We start from the raw sequence: 17,361 nt of genomic DNA, 5'->3' as shown, positions 1-17,361 counted from the left end.
CTTCAGCTCTGCTTCGCTCTCCGTAATCTCAATTTTGAATAGACGGCTCATCGTTAGCTTGACTGCTTGACTTTACTGCCCATATTATGTGCCCTTTCACATTAAATTGGTATTAAACAATTTATGTACAGTGCCAAAATAAATGACATTGAGACAAATTCGTGTCGCTGAACAAAACCTTTTTTGTTGCAGGATTGCTGAGCGAGTTCGCTCAGTGATTGAGCATCCGACCATCAGGATTGCCAAGCTGGCTTTAGGCAGAAAAGTAAGCCAGGTTTAGCTTTGCTTTTTGAACGACGCTAATCTGTCTCCACGACAAATAAAAAGTCACTGTACACTTACAATCAAAACATCCAGCTTCTGATCCACCAACCCCATTAGGACAAGGAGCAGGAACAATGATGATCGCCCGACTATCCCTTTGAAAGCGAATGGAAACTCCCGCTGAACCCAAATCGACCAACATCTGGCAACTGAAGCCCTGGTGGTGTCAGCCCTGGTCGATTGTGTTGACAGGGGTAGGAGCAATCGCTACCACAAATCTTCTCTTCAAAACAATCTGGGTCACCGGACTGGTCGCGTTGCCAGTTCTGACCTGGATGGGCTACTTTTTGCTAATTTACCCCAAGGCGATGGCACAGATGCTGGCGCAGGAGTCTGCACCCTCCGAGGAAGTTAGATGAAGGCGACCCACTTGGGGATTCTAGCTAGACTTCAGCAAACCCTTATCGAATGTTACTGTCGCGTCTCTCGCTTTTCGGACTCCTACGCAGATTTAGTGAGAAGGGATGCGATCGGGCACCGCTGCGCGATGCGCCGTAGCGCAGAAGCGATCGTTGAGAGCGCAAACGTCAGTTCAAGGGTTCAGGGAGCTTCCAGCTTCAAAATCACCGAATTTGCGTAAGATTCTTTTTTGGGCCCTGACACAGATTTGGTGGAAAGGGGTGGGATTGCTGAAGCAGTCCACGTCGGCTTAAGAGATCAAAGCACTTCCAGTCTTAACTCTCTCAAAAGCGCGTAAGAGCCAGCAAAGTTAAATAAACTGCTCCCGCAATCGTTCGTGCGCTTTAGATCAGCCGTCCTTGGCGCAGGTCAAATTCACAGCAGGTCAATTCTTTGAGAAGCGGTTTAAGAGCCTGCGCCAGGGACTTTTCTGACTCTGCCGGAGCGATCGCTGCTGTTAAACAAACTGTTGGACAGATTGAACAGGATCGGGCTGCATTGGCATCCGGGCAGCGGCAACGACCAGATCTGAACCCCGTAACCTAAGCCGTTTTGGAAGCTTGAGTAAATTCAATCCACTGAGTTTGGATTGCCTCAGTTGCTGCTTGCCCGATCGCCTGCCAGTCTACATCAGACAGCAATGAATAAATTACTGACTTGAGCTGGGCACGAACTGGCTTATCGTTGGGCTGCTGCTGATCTTCATCTACCAGTGCATCAAAGTAAGCCTGCTGCTCGTCGGTGAGGGCTGCAAGATGCTGACGAATCCGTCGTCTGCCTTCAGCGATCGCGGCTTCAGTTCCCCCACCCAGATTAACGGTCTGAATCAGCTCTGTAAAAGTGGTCAATACGATCGACTGCAATCGCACCGTTCTCAAGACTGAGGAGGACTGGGCAGGAGTCACGGGGTTGGAACGGGTTGAGTAAGCGGGAAATCCTGCTCCAATATCGCCGCATTCTGCTTCAATCTGCATGACGGCTTCCAGCGTTGCAGAATCTTTCAAGACATCCAGCAGGTTTCCGGTCTGCTCGTATTGCTGCTGTAGTGTTTCTTCGTCCATGATCCAATCCTCTAGCCATCTACAGATTGCAACAATCGTCCATATTCAAAGTACCTTAGATTCTCCCTGTCCGGATCTGGCCCACCGTCCATCATATTGCGTTGTCGGTAAAACTCTTCTGCGGCAGGAAGAGCATGAAGCCCAACGCGCCCCGCATACCCTAAAGCAAGACTGCGCTGTCGAGCGAATAAAAGCAGGGCAGTGCCAACACCATAGAGATAAGGGGGATTCTCCAGGCTTTTCCGATTCCAGGGAGCGGAAGCCAAGGCTTCAACATAAACCAGTGGGTAACGTTGGGGCAACCAAGAGCGATGCCACTGCGTTTCAAGCCATAGCAGTCCTTGCGTGAGTCCTTCATACTCGATTGCATAAGCTTCAAAGCGACCGTCGTTCAGAGATAACCGCTTTTTGGTCGCCCAACTCCAGAATGCATCATCCTGCCCAAGCTCTCGAAGAATATCCCGCCAAATACCTTCAAAATCATCCACGTGGTTTTGTTGCATTTGGCAGAATTGAGCCTGGACAGTCTGTCCTGATCCAGTTTTAAGATCAACCACTTGCAGCATAGTTTCCACAAGTTGCCAAACTTACTAAAGCGATAGACTCCTCCTCTACTACTGCACCCAAGTAAAGGCGCAGAGTGCAACAGCAGGATCAAGCATTACGATCGCTCCCCTCGATTTCTGGCAATAATCTCGTAGTTCTCATCCCCAATCATCTTTTCGTGCAGTTCAATGTCGCTACGATACTGAAAAGGTTTTCCGATCGGCATTCCCTGATCGTCAACTCGCCAGTATTGCTTCAACCCTTTGGGGTGAGGTTGGCTTGTGCTTCAGGTGACAGGCAGTTGCCCCAAACATAGATTCTCATTGATTCCAGCTCCTACTCGAATTTCAACAATAAACGAGCAAGGGGATTTGCTGGGGATTTGCGGATGCTACTTTTGGATGAGTGACAGCGCCAACCTCATGAACCGTCCTCAAACGATCGTCTCCATTGCCGCAGCTCTAGAACCAGGCGATTTGATCGGCTATTCATGCAAGACAGCAGAGTTTTCAACGCGCTGGCTTCAATCTCCGACAGTCACTACAGGCATTATCTGGGATATTCATACCTGGGGAATTCAATGCGTCCCCCAGGATGACGACCGATCCACGGTGCTAATTGCGGTTCAGTGGCACGAACTTTATACCCCGTTCTAGCTTTGCTTCTTCCGTCCTCTGCCATTGCTTGCTGTTGTGCGAGGAGCAGCTTTTGATTTAGCAGCAGTTTTAGTCGGTGCTTTGGTGGTGGTTTTAGTTGCCGTCTTTGTACCTGGCTGTCGTCCTCGACGTTTTTTAGGTGCCGCTTCTTCAGCAGGTGCCGTTTCAGCAGGTGCTTCAACCGGGGCAGGAGCAGGTTCAGGCGTGCTGACGGCTTCAATGACGGGAAGCGTTTCAGTCTTACGAGGGCGACGGGTGCGGCGCTTAGGTTGCTCTTTCTGGGGCAGATAAGCTTTGAGAGAAGCAGGAGAAATGGGAATGCCATGAGCGTGCAGGATGACTGCAATATCAGCATGGCTATAGCCTCGCTCTAATGCCGTACGAATCGGGTCTGCCAGGGCTGCAACAGCTTCTCTCAGGGTGTATCCTTCCTTTGTCTTTTCAGGAAGCGTAGTGAGGCTATCGGCAATGCTGCTGATTGACGTGGGGGAAACGGCAGAAGAAGAACGAGGCATAATCTTGAAAATTAATGTGACAACTCTAACTTAGTGTACCCTCGAATTTTGACTAATGAATCTTTCGATAGATTCATCAAAAGATCCATCAAATTAAGAAGAAGCGTTTGATCAACGATCGAAGACGCTATCCTCCAAATAGGCACAGGCAGAAGCAATATGAAGTGCTGGGATTGGTCAGCAGCGTGATCAGAACGTTATCTAGGAGGATTAACCATTCAAAGATGCTATTGAGTTATGACAACTCGCCCTGGTTCGGGTTCAACGGTCGCAACCAGGATACCGAGAATTTGGTCTACTTCGCTGATGAAATAACTGCTGCTGTCAATGTAGGCAGTTTGCTCAATCAGCTTAAGGAACTTCCACTCTGTTCCAGTCGTTACAACTCCATAAAGGGTATGGATGGGTTCACCCTCCTGCTCGTTGAATTGCTTCGCTGCAATCATGCTGGCGATGCACTGCCCCAGCCCAGAAGGAATATTCTCTCGCTTGGCTTCTACAATCGTCACAACAGGTTGAGTAACAAAGAACTGTTCGGGCGATCGGGCCAGGATAAAATCACAGGTGCCGTTTAATCCACGCTCCAGATCCACATTAAACTCAACGCCCGAGAACAAACTGACCTGCCCCTTAAGAACTCGCCTGACTTCTGTGAGCACAGGCATAATAATGAGTTCCGACCGGGCTTTCTCGGTGTTAATAGCGGTTGCCAGTGACAGGTTTTCCTTCAAATTCAATGTGAGCAGTTCACCGGGCTGGACTGGCTCAATCTGAGGAAAAAGCGTCTCAGTTTCAATGGTTGTGATACGAAAGTCGCTTTTGACTTTATTCAGGGTGAAGTGGCTGTAGAGCATGAGGGTCACTCCACAAGTTGTCCCAACCGTTTGAGGATGGCAAAAACGCTAATCAAATCGTCCAGTTCTCTAATTCCAAATAGCTTGGAGACTGCATATCGGGGTAGATTTTCTTTGTCGAGTTTGACAAACATGAAGCTGCCGCCGCTGGTAATCATGCCATAGCAGGATTGGTCAGGATTGGGGCTTGCCATCATATACGCCAGGATTTGCGCGAGTCCTGCTTCGACGGAATAGGAAGCGCGTTTGGATTCCACTACCAGTACCCACAAACGGTCTTTGAGAACTAGGGTATCGAGACTGCCCGTAATCAGAATGTCCTCTTCTTCGGTTTGAATCTCGATTGACGGTTCCGATCGCACATGAAACGGTGGAAGATAGAAGCCCCCCAAAAACAGGAGGGGATCGACGACTGACATTCGGATCACGCCTTCCAGGAGAGGCGGATAGTTGAGTAGATTGACAAAGCCATCCCGAATGCGTCTAAGCTGCTCCTTTTCCAGATCGCTGACTTCAGGCAGATTGCCCTGCCATTCCCGGAAAAATGACTGATCGTCAACGAACTGAATGCCAAAATCGTCGATTAGGGTTCGCAGCGTCACGGTCTTCGCCTGGATTATCTGTACCATCGTCTTCTCTTTCCCCAGTTCAATCAGTTTTCCTGACGCAGCCTTGTTTGATCCAAGATGCTCTTTTATTTTGATCGGCAATCCGGTTAATGAGGGAAGCGAGCCAGTTTCTGCACAAATGCTGCATGTTCTGGCAATCGCGTTCCTTGCTGCACTACCGCTAACACTTGCTGCAAATCGCCGGATAGCAGAGCCTCGACCGCTAACCACAATCCTGGAAAGACCTGGCTTTTGATCATGCCATCTGCGTCTACAGGCAAGCTCAGGTAATCGCCTTCGCTCAAATAAAACCAATCCAGCTTGTGGTCTAAGACCTGCCAGACGATGTATTCTTGAACGCCATTTCGCCGGTAGGCTGTTTTCTTCGCATGAAGATCGATCGCTGCACTGCTCGCAGCAATTTCAACGACCAATTCAGGCGCACCTTCGATATAGTCGTCTTCACTCAATCGCGATTGTCCTCCAGATGCCTCGTCAATCAATAACACGGCATCGGGCTGCGGTTCGTTGTCAAGATCCAGCCTCACGGTTGGCGCATCTGCCGTTGAAACGCCGGGGGTTGCAGCAGCATAGGTTATCAGCCAGCCAATCACCCAGCTATGCGGTTGACCATGACTTTTGAAACGCAAAGCAGCGGGCATATAGACAATTCCTTCGATCAGTTCAGCTTTCTTCAGCTGGGGCATCGCACTGTAGCGTCGCTCAAACTCGAAACGAGTGAGCCGATCGCCATTTTCTAGAGGAGGAATTTTAGAGCCTTGCGTTAAACGGTCAACCATATTTCAGTTCTCCTACAGCGACAAAAGCAATTTCCATTACCGTGAACTCCATACACCACCCTCGTAGAGCAGTTCGATCGACTTGTCGCTCTTGCTCCGCGTCGTAGCGCGGTGCGATCGCCCTCACTTAGAGCGGTTGGCTGAGGCTACTGCTGCATTTATGTCTAAGAGGGTTCTTATTCTGAAACTTTATCCTTGAACAGTTTGCCAGCCGAGAATGCTGGAACCTTGCTGGCAGGAATCGTCATCACTTCCCCAGTCTTGGGATTGCGTCCTTCCCGTTCCTGCCGCTGGCGTGGCTCAAAGGAGCCAAAGCCCACGAGCGTCACCTTATTTCCCTCTGACACAGCTTCCATAATGGAGTCGATTGCCGCCGTCAGAATTGCGTCCGCTTGCTTTTTGCTGACGTTGGCTTTCTCTGCAACCTTGTCTACAAGCTCACCTTTGTTCATGCGAAAGTCCGAACTCAACACTGGAATTGTAGTGCAAACGATTCGAGGCTGAAACCCGCATTCTCTCGATCGTAACAATCCGAAACCCGCATTCTGCCGTTGAGCAGGCACTCTAAAGCGCGTGAGTGAGCTTGTCGCTGATGTCCTTCTGCATAGGGCAGCTGCGAATTGTCATGAAGCATCAGAGTTTGGATGTTCTTTTGTCTGGAGAGCTTCTGCACCGCTCTGACGTTGCCATCGGTCAGACTCAATGCCTCAACGATGCCGGAATGTCGGCTGCGGCGGGGAGACCTCTTTTTGCTGATGCCAACAGCGATCGCCGACTCACTAACCAGATTGTCGATTCCTTGCTCAAACAGAGTCATCCAGCCAGCCACAGTTCGAGCAGTCCCAATGCACTTGAACTTGATGAGTCGAATCAATCCAATCGGCATCTCACAAGCAGGACATCGCCCTGTAAATAGGGGATGGGTATCCAGTAAGTCCAGTTGCTCCGTTGACGCCCGTTGCCTGGGCTGTAGAACCAACTCTCCGTTGTAATGCTGCCCCTTCTGGTTGCTATTGTTCTATGATGTACCCCGAAAACTAGACAGAGGAATAAGATAGAGTCGCTGCTTATAGAACCAGTAGACCTACGGAGATGACCAGGATATGCAGCGAAAACAACACAGCGCGGAGTTCAAAGCCAGAGTCGCCCTAGAAGCGATCAAAGGACTGAAAACGGTAAATGAACTGGCAACCGAACATGGGGTGCATCCGACGCAAATCCACCAGTGGAAGAAACAAGTCCTCGACGAACTGCCCGGTATCTTCTCATCGCGACGTGCCCAAAGCCAGAAGGAACAGGAGGACTTAACGGCGAGCTTGTATCAGCAGATTGGGCAACTCAAAGTCGAGTTGGACTGGTTGAAAAAAAAATCTGGCATTGTCTCTCGATCATAAACGGCAATTAATCGAGCCGAATCATCCAGACATCAGCGTGGTGCGTCAATGTGAATTGCTCGATTTAGCCCGTTCAAGCTGGTATTACAAGCCGGTTGCGGTAGACGCTTACGAGCTGCATCTGATGAATCTGATTGACGATCAGTACACCAAAACGCCGTTCTATGGCATTCGTCGGATGACGGCATGGCTCAGAACACAAGGGGAAGCCGTTAATCACAAGCGAGTGGCGCGATTAATGCGGCAGATGGGGATTGAAGCCATTTATCCCCGCCCCCGCACAACGATTCTGGCTGACAATGTCAGACATTATCCCTACCTGCTCACAGGACTGACGATTGATGCACCCAATTTGGTCTGGAGTACCGATATTACCTATATCCGGCTTGCTAGAGGCTTTGTGTATCTGGTTGCCATCATTGATTGGTACAGTTGCTACGTTCTTTCGTGGCAGTTGTCTAACACGATGGATGTCCACTTCTGTCTGGTGGCACTGGAGCAAGCTCTGCAAATTGGACAGCCTGTGATCTTCAACTCCGATCAGGGCAGTCAGTTCACAAGTCAAGCGTTCACAAGCTACTTGGAAAGCAGAAACATCCGGATCTCCCAGGATGGCAAAGGACGAGCGTTTGACAACATCTTTATCGAACGACTTTGGCGCAGTGTCAAATACGAGGAGGTATATCTCAAGGATTATTCAACGGTCGCAGTTGCGATCAAGGGTTTGGGGAATTACTTCGAGTTTTACAATCATCAGCGATTACATCAGGCGCTGGATTATCAAGTGCCAGCCGCAGTGCATTTCAGTGGGCGAGGTGATTGAGATGTATTAAAGCAAACAAAACAAGAACAAATGAACCAAGAAGAGATTCTATCTTAAAGTTTTATAGAAACTGTCTAGACAATGGGGTACACCTTATTCCTCCGCCTCAGAAGCATAGGTGATGCAAAGCTGTTCTCCTTGTGGGACGATCGCCCTAAAGTCACAACACTCCTCTGACTCCAAACCCAACGGGTGCAACGTGCAACGGAGATGCGGATTGTGGGTATGGAACTCACAGAGCTGACACTGAAGCGAGTAGTAGGGATCGGGTGGACTGGGCAGGGGCTGATTAGGAATTGGATCATTCGTAGTCTTACCCGTCATACACGCCAAGACTCAAGGTACTGACTTGGCAAGCTGTAGGTATTCCCAAACGTACTCACCATAGTACTTGCCACTTTCATCTCGAAAGCCCTGCTTAAACTTTTTGGAAAAGTCTACACTTCCACGGTTGTAGGCAATTGCAACATAAACTTTTTCTTCATCGGTTAACTCCATTTTACTGCTACCATAGGCGCGTCTCATGGCTGCTTTTAGCTCGTTAACGCACTGAGCAAGGCACTCATCAAAGCTGTACCACTTTTTTTGAAGAAAATAATTAGGGTTGTTCTTAAAGAACTGCAAGTCGAGTTGAAAGATTCCATAACCTCTGCAGAACTTATTTGGAGAAGAATCTGCAACACGCTTAAACGAGGGGACGAAGTTAGCAACCGCTTCTAAGGCTGCACGAGCGATCGCAAACATTTCATCTCCCTTGTCGTAGGCTAACAATTCTGCTTTATTTTCTGGAAACGCAGACCGTCTAGGAGCATCTAAAGTGTCTCCAGTACAGAGTTGCAGAACCTCATCAATTGATAGTTTATTGTACAAAGTTCCCCAGATGTAATACGTTTCCTGCACTGCGATCGCAACCAGAAGATCCAAGCTAAACGGAGTGCCTGAAATGGTAGCATTAATTTTGTCCCCAAACTGTCCTTTAAACCAGCCAATCGCTTGAACTAGCCTCGGTGCAGGCTCTAAAAAACGACTTGCAACAAACCCTTCTAAAGGTTGTCCATCTTTGATCGTTAAAATTTTCCACCACGCATCATCGTCAGCGATACCCAACTTAACGATTACCTGATTTTGAGGAACAGACGTAATCTTATTGCTATCCTCAACTTTAGGCGACGAGCGGATATTAAGACTAGTGGCTTTGACACTATAGAGATTGACCATTACTGTAGCTCCTGAGAACTAGATGGGTTTAGATGCCGTATTTTCGGTTTAGGTCTTGTATCTGTGATGCACTGAGGATTTTCGCTACTTCAAAATGCATTCCGTCTTTGCGATTGTTAAAGTGACCGCCCCAGTAAAAGCCATATTCGTTAGCAATGGGAACTAAGAGTCGAACAGATCCTTTTTGTTCAACTAAAGCGGGCGTGTGCCCTAAGGGATTCCATGCAACATTAATGTCAAATGCAGAGCCAAATGCATGATTGCTCAGAACTGTTCGACTTCCTCGAATGAATCGAGGGACAAAACTTCCACCGAATGTGAGGATGAGGGACAGTAGATCTTTCGCTTGCCATGCTTTCCACAGTCCCTCTAGTTGAGGTGCTGCTAAACGATGAAACGTCATTTTGCCACTACTGGGCGCACCTGTGATTGTTTGAAAATCAGGTAGTTCCACTCTGATAATATTGTTGCTTTCCCAGGTTCCTAAAATCTCAATCGCCTCAGGATTATCTGGTCTTGGATTAGCTCGGTACTCGAACTTACCAAAAATCGCTTGACGATCGCTCGTGCCAACTAAGGGTGGAAAATTCGGTTTAGGAGGGAAGTCCGTGTCGATCGTCACGCCATCAAAGCCATCTTCTAGTGCTTTAGCATAAGTTTTTGGACCGACGCGACCATCAGGCGTCAAACCTTTTGAGCTTTGGTAGGCTTTGGTTGCATTTTCTGTCTTTTGCCCGAAACGACCGTCTGCTATATCCTTTAGCATATCTTGCCCAATGAGAAAGTTTTGCCAACGTTCTACCGCTTCGCCAATGCTGCCACGTTCTAACAAGGGAAGAACCATGCTCAACTCCTAGAAATCAATAAAATGTGCAATAAATCAGTTATCAAGAAAAATCTTCGGTTACAATCCGCCGAACAATTTCTGTAACAGCAGTAGCTATAGCTGTATCCACTTCAATTGCCACACCGTTCCCTGAAGGTTTGCTGGTACGCAATGTTAAAGCAAAAGATCTGAGTTTTGGCTCAGTTGGATTCTGTTTATCAATGAATTGAGCAAATGCAGTGTAAACTAACTCCGCTACATTACGTCTTGGCGATACTCCAAAGCCCAGTTTAGAAAGAACGACAAGCGAATCTATCACATTTTCAAGTCCAAGCGTTGAAATTGCTGTATCCACATATCGTGCGGTGTCTGTACCTAGCGCAATAACTGCTTGCTCGATGCCTCGATCTGAAATGCCGGGTAATCTCTGTGTATTAGATAGTAGTCCGTGCCACCCAACAAAGGAAATAAACCTTGTTAAGTCATAAGCAGAAATTAAATTCCCTCCAGTAGCAGTCGATTGAGAATCTAAGATTGCTGGGCTGTGGGGAGGGCTGGAGCGATCTCGAATTTCTGGGACTCCAATTGTTGCTGTAACCCCATATTTTCCACCAAACTGAATTGCTCTGGCATTACCAGTTTGATTTTTTATCCATCGTTCTCGATTATCTTCAAAAGCATTCAAAGTTGCAGACAAAGCATTAGAATGATCAACACTGATTCTGTAAGAACAGATATCGACTAGTGCGTTAGGAAGTTCAAACTGTCGTCCCGCGCTGCCTGTATTCTTCAGAATCAAGTCATTTGGGTTGCCAGGAATTCTATTTCCAACTTTACATAGAACGTTCAGAATGGGGATGATTTTGCTAGCGCTCCAACACTCGACAAGATCAAATGTTTTTTTGCCCAACCAGCTTGTAGTTAGCTGTCCCCCATCAAAATGCCCTAGACAAATACAGGCTTCTGTAATGTCAGACCCTAAGAAATTTAAACTGCTAATGTTAATCGTTGGTTCGCTTCCAATATTTGGGTAATTAGAAAAACTGAGTGATATGGGCGAGCTACTCTTGACTCCTGCTGACCTTGTTGCAGCTAAAAACTCCTTGCCGCGATAGATGCTTTCCTTGAAAGGAGATTGTTGCGCCCCCATATCTAAAAATCCCAACTTGGCATCATTAGCACCAACAGCTTTCTGAAAATCGAGATATTGTGTTGAAATACGACCAGTGTTTTTTGCATCATTTAGGACAGAGAGGATTTGGGGGGTGGTTAATAACTTATCTGCGATTGCAGGAGTCAGTTGCAAAGGTGTAGTAACTGAAATACCAGATCTATTACAAAAATCTTTTAGTGCTGCTTGACTGCGTGGACCGAAATCACCATCAATCAACTTTCCACCTGGGTATAACCCTAGCCCTCTCAAGCATCTTTGAATTGCCAAACCTAATAGTGGGTTTCTCCTAAGAGATGCCATATCTAAAGATCGGGAACCCAATGCAAACGTTTTCAAGGCATCTTGTCCATCCAACTCTGAGAGAGCATCATTGATTTCACTCAGTGTCATATTACCCACAACGCCATCAATCAAGAGCCAAGGGCGTTGAGCTTGAAAGTTTTTGACAGCAGATTCTGTCTCTGCATCAAACGTTCCAGATGGACTTGAGCTTAAAAAGCCCAGTTTTACAAGTTTCCCTTGCAAATCTCGAACGTCAGAACCAGTTGAGCCACGAGAAAGCACCATGTGTTCTACTCCCAAGCGTTAACTAAAATATGATTGAGGAGATTACTACCAGAGTCTTGGTCGCATTTACGACGAAAATGCTTGGATCAAACTCAAGCAGCTCTATCTCTGAATTCATTTTTGACAGATTACTAAATTTCCAATTCTGCTGATTTAGAAACTAATTCATAGAATTGTTCTTGAATTTTGGGTAAATTCTCAGAAATTTCAGCATCTGCTTGAAGAAATCCAACTCTACTTTTTAGGGACCAAGCTTGGCTTTCAATAGCCCGATAGCCACCGGCTCTTTGCTTCACGGGAAAAGCATTCCCGACAGACTGAATCGCTATGACAGATCCACTCAAAATAGCAATCAAAGCATTTTTTGCATTTTCGTTTATCGAAATTCCGTCTGTCCCTAGAATAGCTGTAAATAGGGTGAGAACAATAGTTGTAATAGTTAGGCTACCATCCCATCTGCTATTGAGTTGCCTTTTCTCTTTCCATTCAAGATGCTTTTCACTAATCTGAGCCAATAATTCCTTCTTCTCTTGTTGTTGCTCAGTTAATTGTATTGCATTCAAAACTCTGACTCCCTATTGCTGTTAAACGATTGTCCATGAAGTTATGGATTCTGCTAATTCTGCTTTAGGCGTTAGTAATAACAAATGCCCCAACCGTACCAATAGGCATACCGCCAAGGTCTATATTCGGACGTGCATCAGAACCCCGAACTGCTATTACACTTCCTTCAACTTTTGAGACCTTATTATCTTTACCCCGAAATGCCCAGCCTAAAAGTTGATAGGTTGCTCCATTTGTCTCTGCAGAGTCGCTCTTCGCTTCTCCAGTCGCCTCAAATTTTACTGGTGAAACACCTTCCTCCACAAATGCTTTTACGTTCAACTTTATATCTCCTCTAGGCGTAGGAAACACAAGAATTCCTACCGCATCAGGCGCAGGAGATGGATCAACACCCGTTTCTAAATACAAACTTCCCTTTGCCCATTTTCTAGATGTAATGCTAGATCCGGGAGGAGATTCTTTTTCAGGATCAGTAGGCAAGATTAAGAAACTCTGGTAGACCCAATTTTGCATTGCGAAGGAAGGAGTCCAAACAGGAGCTGAATTACTTGTCATGATGATTTTTCCTTGTAGTCTTAGGTGTACTCTGAGTACATTAGGCAATTCCTAGTTTTTCGTAGGTTTTTGGACCTACGATTCCATCAATCGGAAGGATACCTTGATCAGTTTGAAATTGCCGGATCGCAGCTTCCGTTTCCGAACCATAAATTCCATCCACATCGTTATCGTCTAGAAGCAGCGGAGGACTGAGTTGTCTCAATTTCGTTTGAACCAATCGAACATCGCCACCTCGCATTAAAGGTCTGGACAATCGCAGAATTCTATTCGTTCCAGGTGTGACCCCACCAAATCCTTCTGCCGGTGATATCTGTAAGCGTTTGTCAGTGTCACGGCCTTGCAAGTAAATACCATCTTCAGCAATTTGATCGCTCAGGTGATTTTTGTTCCAAAGGCGCTGAAATCCTAGCACTCCTACATTACCGATAATCTGGATGCCCCTACCACGGAATTCAAAGTGAAATGGATCTCCAGGTAGTCTTGCCCCAGTATGAACCCAACCTTGTGCTTCGAGAAAAGGTTTCCAACCACTGACATCCGGAATATCTAAGGCTAAACCACTTTCATGCAGACTATTTCCTGGCAATGCGGCTTGAGCGATACCACAACTCCCGAGTTCCTTGCGCCGCCGAAGCAAGAACTGTTGAGCGCAGGTCCGATAGGCTGAATTGATCACCATACGTTTCCCTCTAGCCGCAATTGCTCTCGCTAAAGCTTCTTTGGCAGGACGTTGTAGAAGTGGGAATTGCTTCGGATCAATCGAAATATCTAAATCAGAACAGTCTAGAAGAACGCTGGGAACAGCATTGTTCATCTCAGCAATAATTTGCCGGGACAATCCATCTGCGATCGTCGTTGATGGACACCCAGTAATATCCTTTAGCATCACCATTGTCTTGCCTGCCCTTAATTTTTAATCTTTAGCCCACATCAGTTATTCCAAGTTCTAGTAGACCCAGGGCATTTAAGGTCATCAAGCCAACCGTTCCGTCGGCTGCTAACCCATTGGCTTCCTGGAAGTTTGTAAGAGCCTCTTGGGTTGCTCCATCCAAAGTGTTTGTGAATTCTCCCTGGTAGTAGCCAAATTCCTGTAGTCGCTCTTGAAGCCGTTTAATTTCTTCAGATGATGTCTCTGGAGTAAATAGTTCCATCAAATTCTCTCCTGCAGTTGAAATGCGTGGGTTGTAACTCCATTGGACTTCTTAGTCTTAATCAGGGATTAAGATTAACGGTGATGGTTTTGTTTTTAGGCAAATATACAATATTAAGATCAAGTTTTAGGTTGGTTTGTCTTCAAGCAATTGGAAGAGAACCAAACTGAGCTAAGCTGAGAACTCCCAGTTTTTTCAACGTATTGGCTCCGACTTTACCATCTACTGTAAGTGACTGATCTGTTTGAAAGTTCTTCACAGCTGTTTCCGTTTTTGTTCCAAAGATTCCATCTACATCTCCTGGATCAAACTTTGGTTTGCCTAGATCTTTGAGAAGTTTTTGGACTTTAAAGACATCTGGACCTTCGTCAGCCAATTTGATAACAGAATAAAGAGAATCTCGAAGCGTTGTTGCTCTTAAATCGTCTGGTTTTGTTAGACCTTCATAGAAGAAAAAAACTTCTCCAGAGAAACTTGTATTGCGATTGAGTGTAACGGCGTCACTGAGATACTTTTTATCAATTGTAAAATCACCAATCCTCATGAGAACACCAGGTGAAATCTTAGCTATTTGATTAGGCAATAAACCGCTAACCTCTTGATCAACTGAAGCCTTATATGCAGTAAATGTTCTTTGGTAAAGTTGTGGATGCATCATATCAACTAGATTGAGCCAAGCTTTAGTATCTTGGAGATACTTTCTAAAGCCAAAGTCTCTAGGATGAGGAGCCATAGATATAAGGAGTTTCTTTCCCTTACTTGTTCCTACTGCTCTAACCTGGTTACAAAGCTCTCCTAAAAACTTAGTCAAAATGTCAGCACGAAATCTCATCCAGTCTGGATCTGTAGCTATAGGCTCAGGACCACTTGGTCGGAAACGTTTGGCAGCATCCTGATCAAATCCTTCTACAGGAAATGCAGGAAGGCGATCGTCCCCCTGAATACCATCAATATCGTAGTTGTGCGCAACCTCTACTATAAGTTCAATCATGAAGGCTTGAACCTCAGGATTGAGTGCATTCATCCATTCAAAATCGTTATCGATTAGCGGTGTTGTCTTGTCATGCTTAACCGCTGCCCAATTCTTCTGCTTCAAAATCTTTCGCAATTCAATTGTATTAGCATCACTCAAGGAAATATGAGAGCTAGCAAATCCATATTCAAACCAAGGAATGACTTTTAGTTTGAATTTTTTTGATGCTTCGACGAGCTCAGCGAGTGGATCTCGTCCTGTCGCTTGGTACGCCGGATCAATTATGAAGTCGTCCCCGAAATGTCGTCTCATCACTTCGCTCTTATAAAGGGTAAAACCCTTATTCCAAACAACCGGAAAGACAACATTAAATCCAGTTTTAGCTAGAAGCTCGATCGCTGAGTCAATATTGGCTTTAGAATTATATACATCGCTGGCTACATTGGTTAGCCAAACACCCCGTACTTTTTTCATAAATGCCTCTTATTTTTTGATAAGTTTAAGGATGAATTCTTACTGGCTGAGCTTTTCAAGTGTCGCTGGATCAACAATTCCAGTAATCGGAAGATTGTTGTCGCGCTGAAATCGTGTTACAGCAGACTCGGTATTTGCACCAAAGTCACCATCTGCTCTTGAAGGTCCAACATCATACCCCTTCGTAATTAACAATTGTTGGACTTGACGCACTGCTTCACCTTCATCACCCCGGTTGAGCAGGTCGTCAAACAGAGAGTCACTTCTAATTTGGGAATTGTCACCAGTGGCGAATGCTTTTAATGCATCAGTAGAACCATTGAACCAATTTAGATCAACATTTCCGCTGATTCCTTTCACCTTCCCTTTGTCGGTATACTGCCAGATCGCACAAGTTTTCCAACGTCCTGGAACCTCAGGCTTCCCCGTTATATAGTGAGCCACCCACAGTGAGTAATCAGCAAATTTAGCATTCGCACTTAGGTTCGTCTTTCCAAAGCTAGAACCTGTATAGATAATTGCTTTACGTCCGGTTTCTGCTTCTACCTTTGCCAGCCATATCAGGCAACGCTCGCGAATAACATCACTACTAACCCCGTCCTTAACTTCAATGTCAAGAACAGGCGATATGTCATCTACTCCAAGTCCTCCAGCTGAATCAAGAGCTTGAAGAAAGTTATCAGCTTGATCTTCTCCAGTTCTGTTTGGTCTAAAGAAGTGGTAAGCACCTCGCAAAATACCAGCTGTTTTTGCGTCTCGCCACTTGTCTCTGAATGTATCTGCTCTGAAAGATTTGCCTTCTGTTGCCTTAATTAGAGCAAAGTTAATGCCCTGACTTGCTACAGTAGACCAGTTAACAGGATCCTGAAAATCGGAAACATCAATACCCGGTACGCTCATTTTTCTATCTCCATTCTTATCAAATACCGTATTTACTCGCCTATGCAGTTAAATCATCACTGCTCAAAATCTTGGCAACTTCAAAGTGCATGCCATCCTTACGACTGCGTGAAATGTCCTCCCAGTAGAAGGCATACTGCGATCGAAGCGGATACTAGATTCAGGTGTTCCCGCATACTGAACAGTACCAGGCCTACTTGTCAATTGAAGTAGACTAAGTTTCTTCTGTCACCTAACAAGCGTTAGGCATTTGAATTGCACAAAGTAACCTGTACTTTCGGGTAGTGTTTTACATTTGTTGATGCTTACAATTACAGCTGAAGCCCGAACTCATAACGATTGATATACAACCCAATCACGGTATCGTGCATCTGCTCACACTTTGAAAAGCAAATTGTCTTTCGCGCTAATCGCTTGATTCTTGTCCTTAACGTTAGATGTTTCCGCTCAATTCTTTGCGTATTTGCCTTTCCCACTTGATGCTGTTGAGCTTCTAAACCTCGTTCATACGCTCCCCATCCATCTGTGTAAAACTTCCTAATTCCAAAGGGTTCTAACAGCATCTGAAGCTTCTTGAATACTGCATCACCCTGATTCCCAAATCCATACGCTAGTACTTTCCGGCTGTGATGGTCAATTGCCCACCCTAACCATCGCTGATTTGCCTTCTTCTGTACAAAACTCCACATCTCGTCTAGCTCACTTTCAATGCCTACACCCTCTGCGACAAGCCTCACTCGAACAATGTCGACCTGCACTTGCTCAGGTTCAATCTGTTGCAATCGGGGTTCATTGACCGCTTTGAGCCCCTTGTGTTTTTTTAAGTTCCCCAATCACCGTTCGAGTACTGACCTGCAACACTCGATAGTGCCTCAAATTAATGTGGGATAGGTGGCAATGTCGTGCCAATTCCATGATCGTGTCGCTAATCCTGCTCGCTGTGCAGCAGTCGTTTTGAAGCGGCTATGCTGCCAAA

General features: G+C 46.1%; 25 protein-coding genes and 1 pseudogene. 4 read left to right on the top strand and 22 right to left on the bottom strand.

The genetic code is table 11. The features are described 5' to 3' along the window. Positions 1 to 431: 431 nt before the first annotated feature. Positions 432 to 683, top strand: coding sequence for a DUF6737 family protein (locus tag NDI45_RS28380; protein ID WP_348249763.1), 252 nt, complete (start codon positions 432 to 434; stop codon positions 681 to 683). Beyond that, on the top strand, positions 680 to 904 hold the full coding sequence (locus tag NDI45_RS28375; protein WP_348249762.1) for a hypothetical protein: 225 nt from the start codon (positions 680 to 682) through the stop codon (positions 902 to 904). Before NDI45_RS28380 ends, NDI45_RS28375 begins: the two co-directional genes overlap by 4 nt. A gap of 361 nt (positions 905 to 1,265) precedes the next feature. Here NDI45_RS28375 and NDI45_RS28370 read toward each other — a convergent pair whose 3' ends face one another. The 3 genes from NDI45_RS28370 to NDI45_RS28360 form a co-directional block, all read right to left on the bottom strand. Then, positions 1,266 to 1,784: a hypothetical protein gene (locus tag NDI45_RS28370; protein WP_348249761.1), complete on the bottom strand. Its 519-nt coding sequence runs from the start codon at positions 1,782 to 1,784 to the stop codon at positions 1,266 to 1,268. An 11-nt stretch (positions 1,785 to 1,795) separates the two neighbouring features. Beyond that, entirely contained in the window at positions 1,796 to 2,287 is a 492-nt protein-coding gene (locus tag NDI45_RS28365) for a hypothetical protein (RefSeq protein ID WP_348249760.1), read from the bottom strand. A 158-nt stretch (positions 2,288 to 2,445) separates the two neighbouring features. Continuing rightward, positions 2,446 to 2,589 carry a hypothetical protein gene (locus tag NDI45_RS28360; RefSeq protein ID WP_348249759.1) on the bottom strand — a complete coding sequence of 48 codons (144 nt, stop codon included), beginning with the start codon at positions 2,587 to 2,589 and terminating at the stop codon, positions 2,446 to 2,448. Positions 2,590 to 2,731: 142 nt separating this feature from the next. On the opposite strand from NDI45_RS28360, the gene NDI45_RS28355 reads away from it, so the two are divergent. Further along, entirely contained in the window at positions 2,732 to 2,986 is a 255-nt protein-coding gene (locus NDI45_RS28355; protein WP_348249758.1) for a hypothetical protein, read from the top strand. Here NDI45_RS28355 and NDI45_RS28350 read toward each other — a convergent pair. The 7 genes from NDI45_RS28350 to NDI45_RS28320 all read right to left on the bottom strand — a co-directional run bounded on the left by NDI45_RS28350 (position 2,983) and on the right by NDI45_RS28320 (position 6,649). Further along, positions 2,983 to 3,501 (bottom strand): hypothetical protein, encoded by a 519-nt coding sequence (locus NDI45_RS28350; protein WP_348249757.1) that lies wholly within the window; start codon positions 3,499 to 3,501, stop codon positions 2,983 to 2,985. The two genes, NDI45_RS28355 and NDI45_RS28350, sit on opposite strands and share 4 nt — an antisense overlap. A 227-nt stretch (positions 3,502 to 3,728) precedes the next feature. Further along, positions 3,729 to 4,355, bottom strand: a complete 627-nt coding sequence (locus tag NDI45_RS28345) for a hypothetical protein (RefSeq protein WP_348249756.1) — start codon at positions 4,353 to 4,355, stop codon at positions 3,729 to 3,731. A gap of 5 nt (positions 4,356 to 4,360) precedes the next feature. Continuing rightward, positions 4,361 to 4,984 carry a restriction endonuclease subunit R gene (locus NDI45_RS28340; protein WP_348249755.1) on the bottom strand — a complete coding sequence of 208 codons (624 nt, stop codon included), beginning with the start codon at positions 4,982 to 4,984 and terminating at the stop codon, positions 4,361 to 4,363. 86 nt (positions 4,985 to 5,070) lie between these two features. After that, positions 5,071 to 5,763: a Uma2 family endonuclease gene (locus tag NDI45_RS28335; RefSeq protein WP_348249754.1), complete on the bottom strand. Its 693-nt coding sequence runs from the start codon at positions 5,761 to 5,763 to the stop codon at positions 5,071 to 5,073. Beyond that, positions 5,756 to 5,890 (bottom strand): hypothetical protein, encoded by a 135-nt coding sequence (locus tag NDI45_RS28330; protein WP_348249753.1) that lies wholly within the window; start codon positions 5,888 to 5,890, stop codon positions 5,756 to 5,758. The genes NDI45_RS28335 and NDI45_RS28330 overlap by 8 nt, the downstream gene beginning before the upstream one ends. 49 nt (positions 5,891 to 5,939) lie before the next feature. Next, positions 5,940 to 6,215: an HU family DNA-binding protein gene (locus NDI45_RS28325; RefSeq protein ID WP_348249626.1), complete on the bottom strand. Its 276-nt coding sequence runs from the start codon at positions 6,213 to 6,215 to the stop codon at positions 5,940 to 5,942. A 14-nt stretch (positions 6,216 to 6,229) separates the two neighbouring features. Then, positions 6,230 to 6,649: a hypothetical protein gene (locus NDI45_RS28320; RefSeq protein WP_348249752.1), complete on the bottom strand. Its 420-nt coding sequence runs from the start codon at positions 6,647 to 6,649 to the stop codon at positions 6,230 to 6,232. 217 nt (positions 6,650 to 6,866) lie between these two features. On the opposite strand from NDI45_RS28320, the gene NDI45_RS28315 reads away from it, so the two are divergent. Next, positions 6,867 to 7,980, top strand: a protein-coding gene (locus NDI45_RS28315) for an IS3 family transposase (protein ID WP_348249751.1) whose coding sequence is annotated in 2 segments (ribosomal slippage) — positions 6,867 to 7,135 and positions 7,134 to 7,980 — 1,116 coding nt in all. Because the reading frame shifts where the segments join, the coding sequence is not laid out codon by codon here. A 93-nt stretch (positions 7,981 to 8,073) separates the two neighbouring features. On the opposite strand, the gene NDI45_RS28310 is transcribed toward NDI45_RS28315, so the two are convergent. The 12 genes and pseudogenes from NDI45_RS28310 to NDI45_RS28255 all read right to left on the bottom strand — a co-directional run. After that, positions 8,074 to 8,304 (bottom strand): hypothetical protein, encoded by a 231-nt coding sequence (locus NDI45_RS28310; RefSeq protein WP_348249750.1) that lies wholly within the window; start codon positions 8,302 to 8,304, stop codon positions 8,074 to 8,076. A 12-nt stretch (positions 8,305 to 8,316) separates the two neighbouring features. Beyond that, the gene (locus NDI45_RS28305; RefSeq protein WP_348249749.1) at positions 8,317 to 9,198 is read right to left on the bottom strand and encodes an SH3 domain-containing protein; all 882 of its coding nucleotides are present in this window, start codon (positions 9,196 to 9,198) and stop codon (positions 8,317 to 8,319) included. Positions 9,199 to 9,226: 28 nt separating this feature from the next. Beyond that, positions 9,227 to 10,042, bottom strand: a complete 816-nt coding sequence (locus NDI45_RS28300) for a M15 family metallopeptidase (protein ID WP_348249748.1) — start codon at positions 10,040 to 10,042, stop codon at positions 9,227 to 9,229. 43 nt (positions 10,043 to 10,085) lie between these two features. Continuing rightward, positions 10,086 to 11,765 (bottom strand): peptidoglycan-binding domain-containing protein, encoded by a 1,680-nt coding sequence (locus NDI45_RS28295; protein WP_348249747.1) that lies wholly within the window; start codon positions 11,763 to 11,765, stop codon positions 10,086 to 10,088. 131 nt (positions 11,766 to 11,896) lie between these two features. Further along, the gene (locus tag NDI45_RS28290) at positions 11,897 to 12,328 is read right to left on the bottom strand and encodes a hypothetical protein (protein WP_348249746.1); all 432 of its coding nucleotides are present in this window, start codon (positions 12,326 to 12,328) and stop codon (positions 11,897 to 11,899) included. A 64-nt stretch (positions 12,329 to 12,392) separates the two neighbouring features. Further along, entirely contained in the window at positions 12,393 to 12,884 is a 492-nt protein-coding gene (locus NDI45_RS28285; RefSeq protein WP_348249745.1) for a hypothetical protein, read from the bottom strand. 40 nt (positions 12,885 to 12,924) lie between these two features. Next, a complete protein-coding gene (locus NDI45_RS28280) occupies positions 12,925 to 13,779 on the bottom strand; it encodes a peptidoglycan-binding protein (protein ID WP_348249744.1) in 855 nt (284 codons plus the stop codon). Between the two features lie 28 nt (positions 13,780 to 13,807). Further along, positions 13,808 to 14,038: a peptidoglycan-binding domain-containing protein gene (locus NDI45_RS28275; protein WP_348249743.1), complete on the bottom strand. Its 231-nt coding sequence runs from the start codon at positions 14,036 to 14,038 to the stop codon at positions 13,808 to 13,810. Between the two features lie 142 nt (positions 14,039 to 14,180). After that, positions 14,181 to 15,485 carry a family 10 glycosylhydrolase gene (locus NDI45_RS28270; protein ID WP_348249742.1) on the bottom strand — a complete coding sequence of 435 codons (1,305 nt, stop codon included), beginning with the start codon at positions 15,483 to 15,485 and terminating at the stop codon, positions 14,181 to 14,183. Positions 15,486 to 15,524: 39 nt separating this feature from the next. Beyond that, positions 15,525 to 16,385, bottom strand: a complete 861-nt coding sequence (locus NDI45_RS28265) for a GH25 family lysozyme (protein ID WP_348249741.1) — start codon at positions 16,383 to 16,385, stop codon at positions 15,525 to 15,527. Positions 16,386 to 16,696: 311 nt separating this feature from the next. Continuing rightward, positions 16,697 to 17,167 carry an IS1 family transposase gene (locus tag NDI45_RS28260; RefSeq protein WP_348249740.1) on the bottom strand — a complete coding sequence of 157 codons (471 nt, stop codon included), beginning with the start codon at positions 17,165 to 17,167 and terminating at the stop codon, positions 16,697 to 16,699. Between the two features lie 90 nt (positions 17,168 to 17,257). After that, positions 17,258 to 17,361: pseudogene (locus tag NDI45_RS28255) on the bottom strand (IS1 family transposase); the annotation flags it as partial.

It is taken from the genome of Leptolyngbya sp. GB1-A1 (assembly GCF_039962475.1).
Taxonomy (GTDB): Bacteria; Cyanobacteriota; Cyanobacteriia; order Elainellales; family Elainellaceae; genus Leptolyngbya_A.
Note: the sequence above shows the minus strand (reverse complement) of the source record. Positions and strands in the feature narration are given on the sequence as shown.

Coding starts and splice junctions, on each gene's coding strand:
- NDI45_RS28380 (WP_348249763.1), top strand. CDS start 432: ATGGAAACTCCCGCTGAACCCAAATCGACCAACATCTGGCAACTGAAG.
- NDI45_RS28375 (WP_348249762.1), top strand. CDS start 680: ATGAAGGCGACCCACTTGGGGATTCTAGCTAGACTTCAGCAAACCCTT.
- NDI45_RS28370 (WP_348249761.1), bottom strand. CDS start 1,784: ATGGACGAAGAAACACTACAGCAGCAATACGAGCAGACCGGAAACCTG.
- NDI45_RS28365 (WP_348249760.1), bottom strand. CDS start 2,287: ATGCAACAAAACCACGTGGATGATTTTGAAGGTATTTGGCGGGATATT.
- NDI45_RS28355 (WP_348249758.1), top strand. CDS start 2,732: ATGAGTGACAGCGCCAACCTCATGAACCGTCCTCAAACGATCGTCTCC.
- NDI45_RS28350 (WP_348249757.1), bottom strand. CDS start 3,501: ATGCCTCGTTCTTCTTCTGCCGTTTCCCCCACGTCAATCAGCAGCATT.
- NDI45_RS28345 (WP_348249756.1), bottom strand. CDS start 4,355: ATGCTCTACAGCCACTTCACCCTGAATAAAGTCAAAAGCGACTTTCGT.
- NDI45_RS28340 (WP_348249755.1), bottom strand. CDS start 4,984: ATGGTACAGATAATCCAGGCGAAGACCGTGACGCTGCGAACCCTAATC.
- NDI45_RS28335 (WP_348249754.1), bottom strand. CDS start 5,763: ATGGTTGACCGTTTAACGCAAGGCTCTAAAATTCCTCCTCTAGAAAAT.
- NDI45_RS28325 (WP_348249626.1), bottom strand. CDS start 6,215: ATGAACAAAGGTGAGCTTGTAGACAAGGTTGCAGAGAAAGCCAACGTC.
- NDI45_RS28320 (WP_348249752.1), bottom strand. CDS start 6,649: ATGCCGATTGGATTGATTCGACTCATCAAGTTCAAGTGCATTGGGACT.
- NDI45_RS28310 (WP_348249750.1), bottom strand. CDS start 8,304: ATGACGGGTAAGACTACGAATGATCCAATTCCTAATCAGCCCCTGCCC.
- NDI45_RS28305 (WP_348249749.1), bottom strand. CDS start 9,198: ATGGTCAATCTCTATAGTGTCAAAGCCACTAGTCTTAATATCCGCTCG.
- NDI45_RS28300 (WP_348249748.1), bottom strand. CDS start 10,042: ATGGTTCTTCCCTTGTTAGAACGTGGCAGCATTGGCGAAGCGGTAGAA.
- NDI45_RS28295 (WP_348249747.1), bottom strand. CDS start 11,765: ATGGTGCTTTCTCGTGGCTCAACTGGTTCTGACGTTCGAGATTTGCAA.
- NDI45_RS28285 (WP_348249745.1), bottom strand. CDS start 12,884: ATGACAAGTAATTCAGCTCCTGTTTGGACTCCTTCCTTCGCAATGCAA.
- NDI45_RS28280 (WP_348249744.1), bottom strand. CDS start 13,779: ATGGTGATGCTAAAGGATATTACTGGGTGTCCATCAACGACGATCGCA.
- NDI45_RS28275 (WP_348249743.1), bottom strand. CDS start 14,038: ATGGAACTATTTACTCCAGAGACATCATCTGAAGAAATTAAACGGCTT.
- NDI45_RS28270 (WP_348249742.1), bottom strand. CDS start 15,485: ATGAAAAAAGTACGGGGTGTTTGGCTAACCAATGTAGCCAGCGATGTA.
- NDI45_RS28265 (WP_348249741.1), bottom strand. CDS start 16,385: ATGAGCGTACCGGGTATTGATGTTTCCGATTTTCAGGATCCTGTTAAC.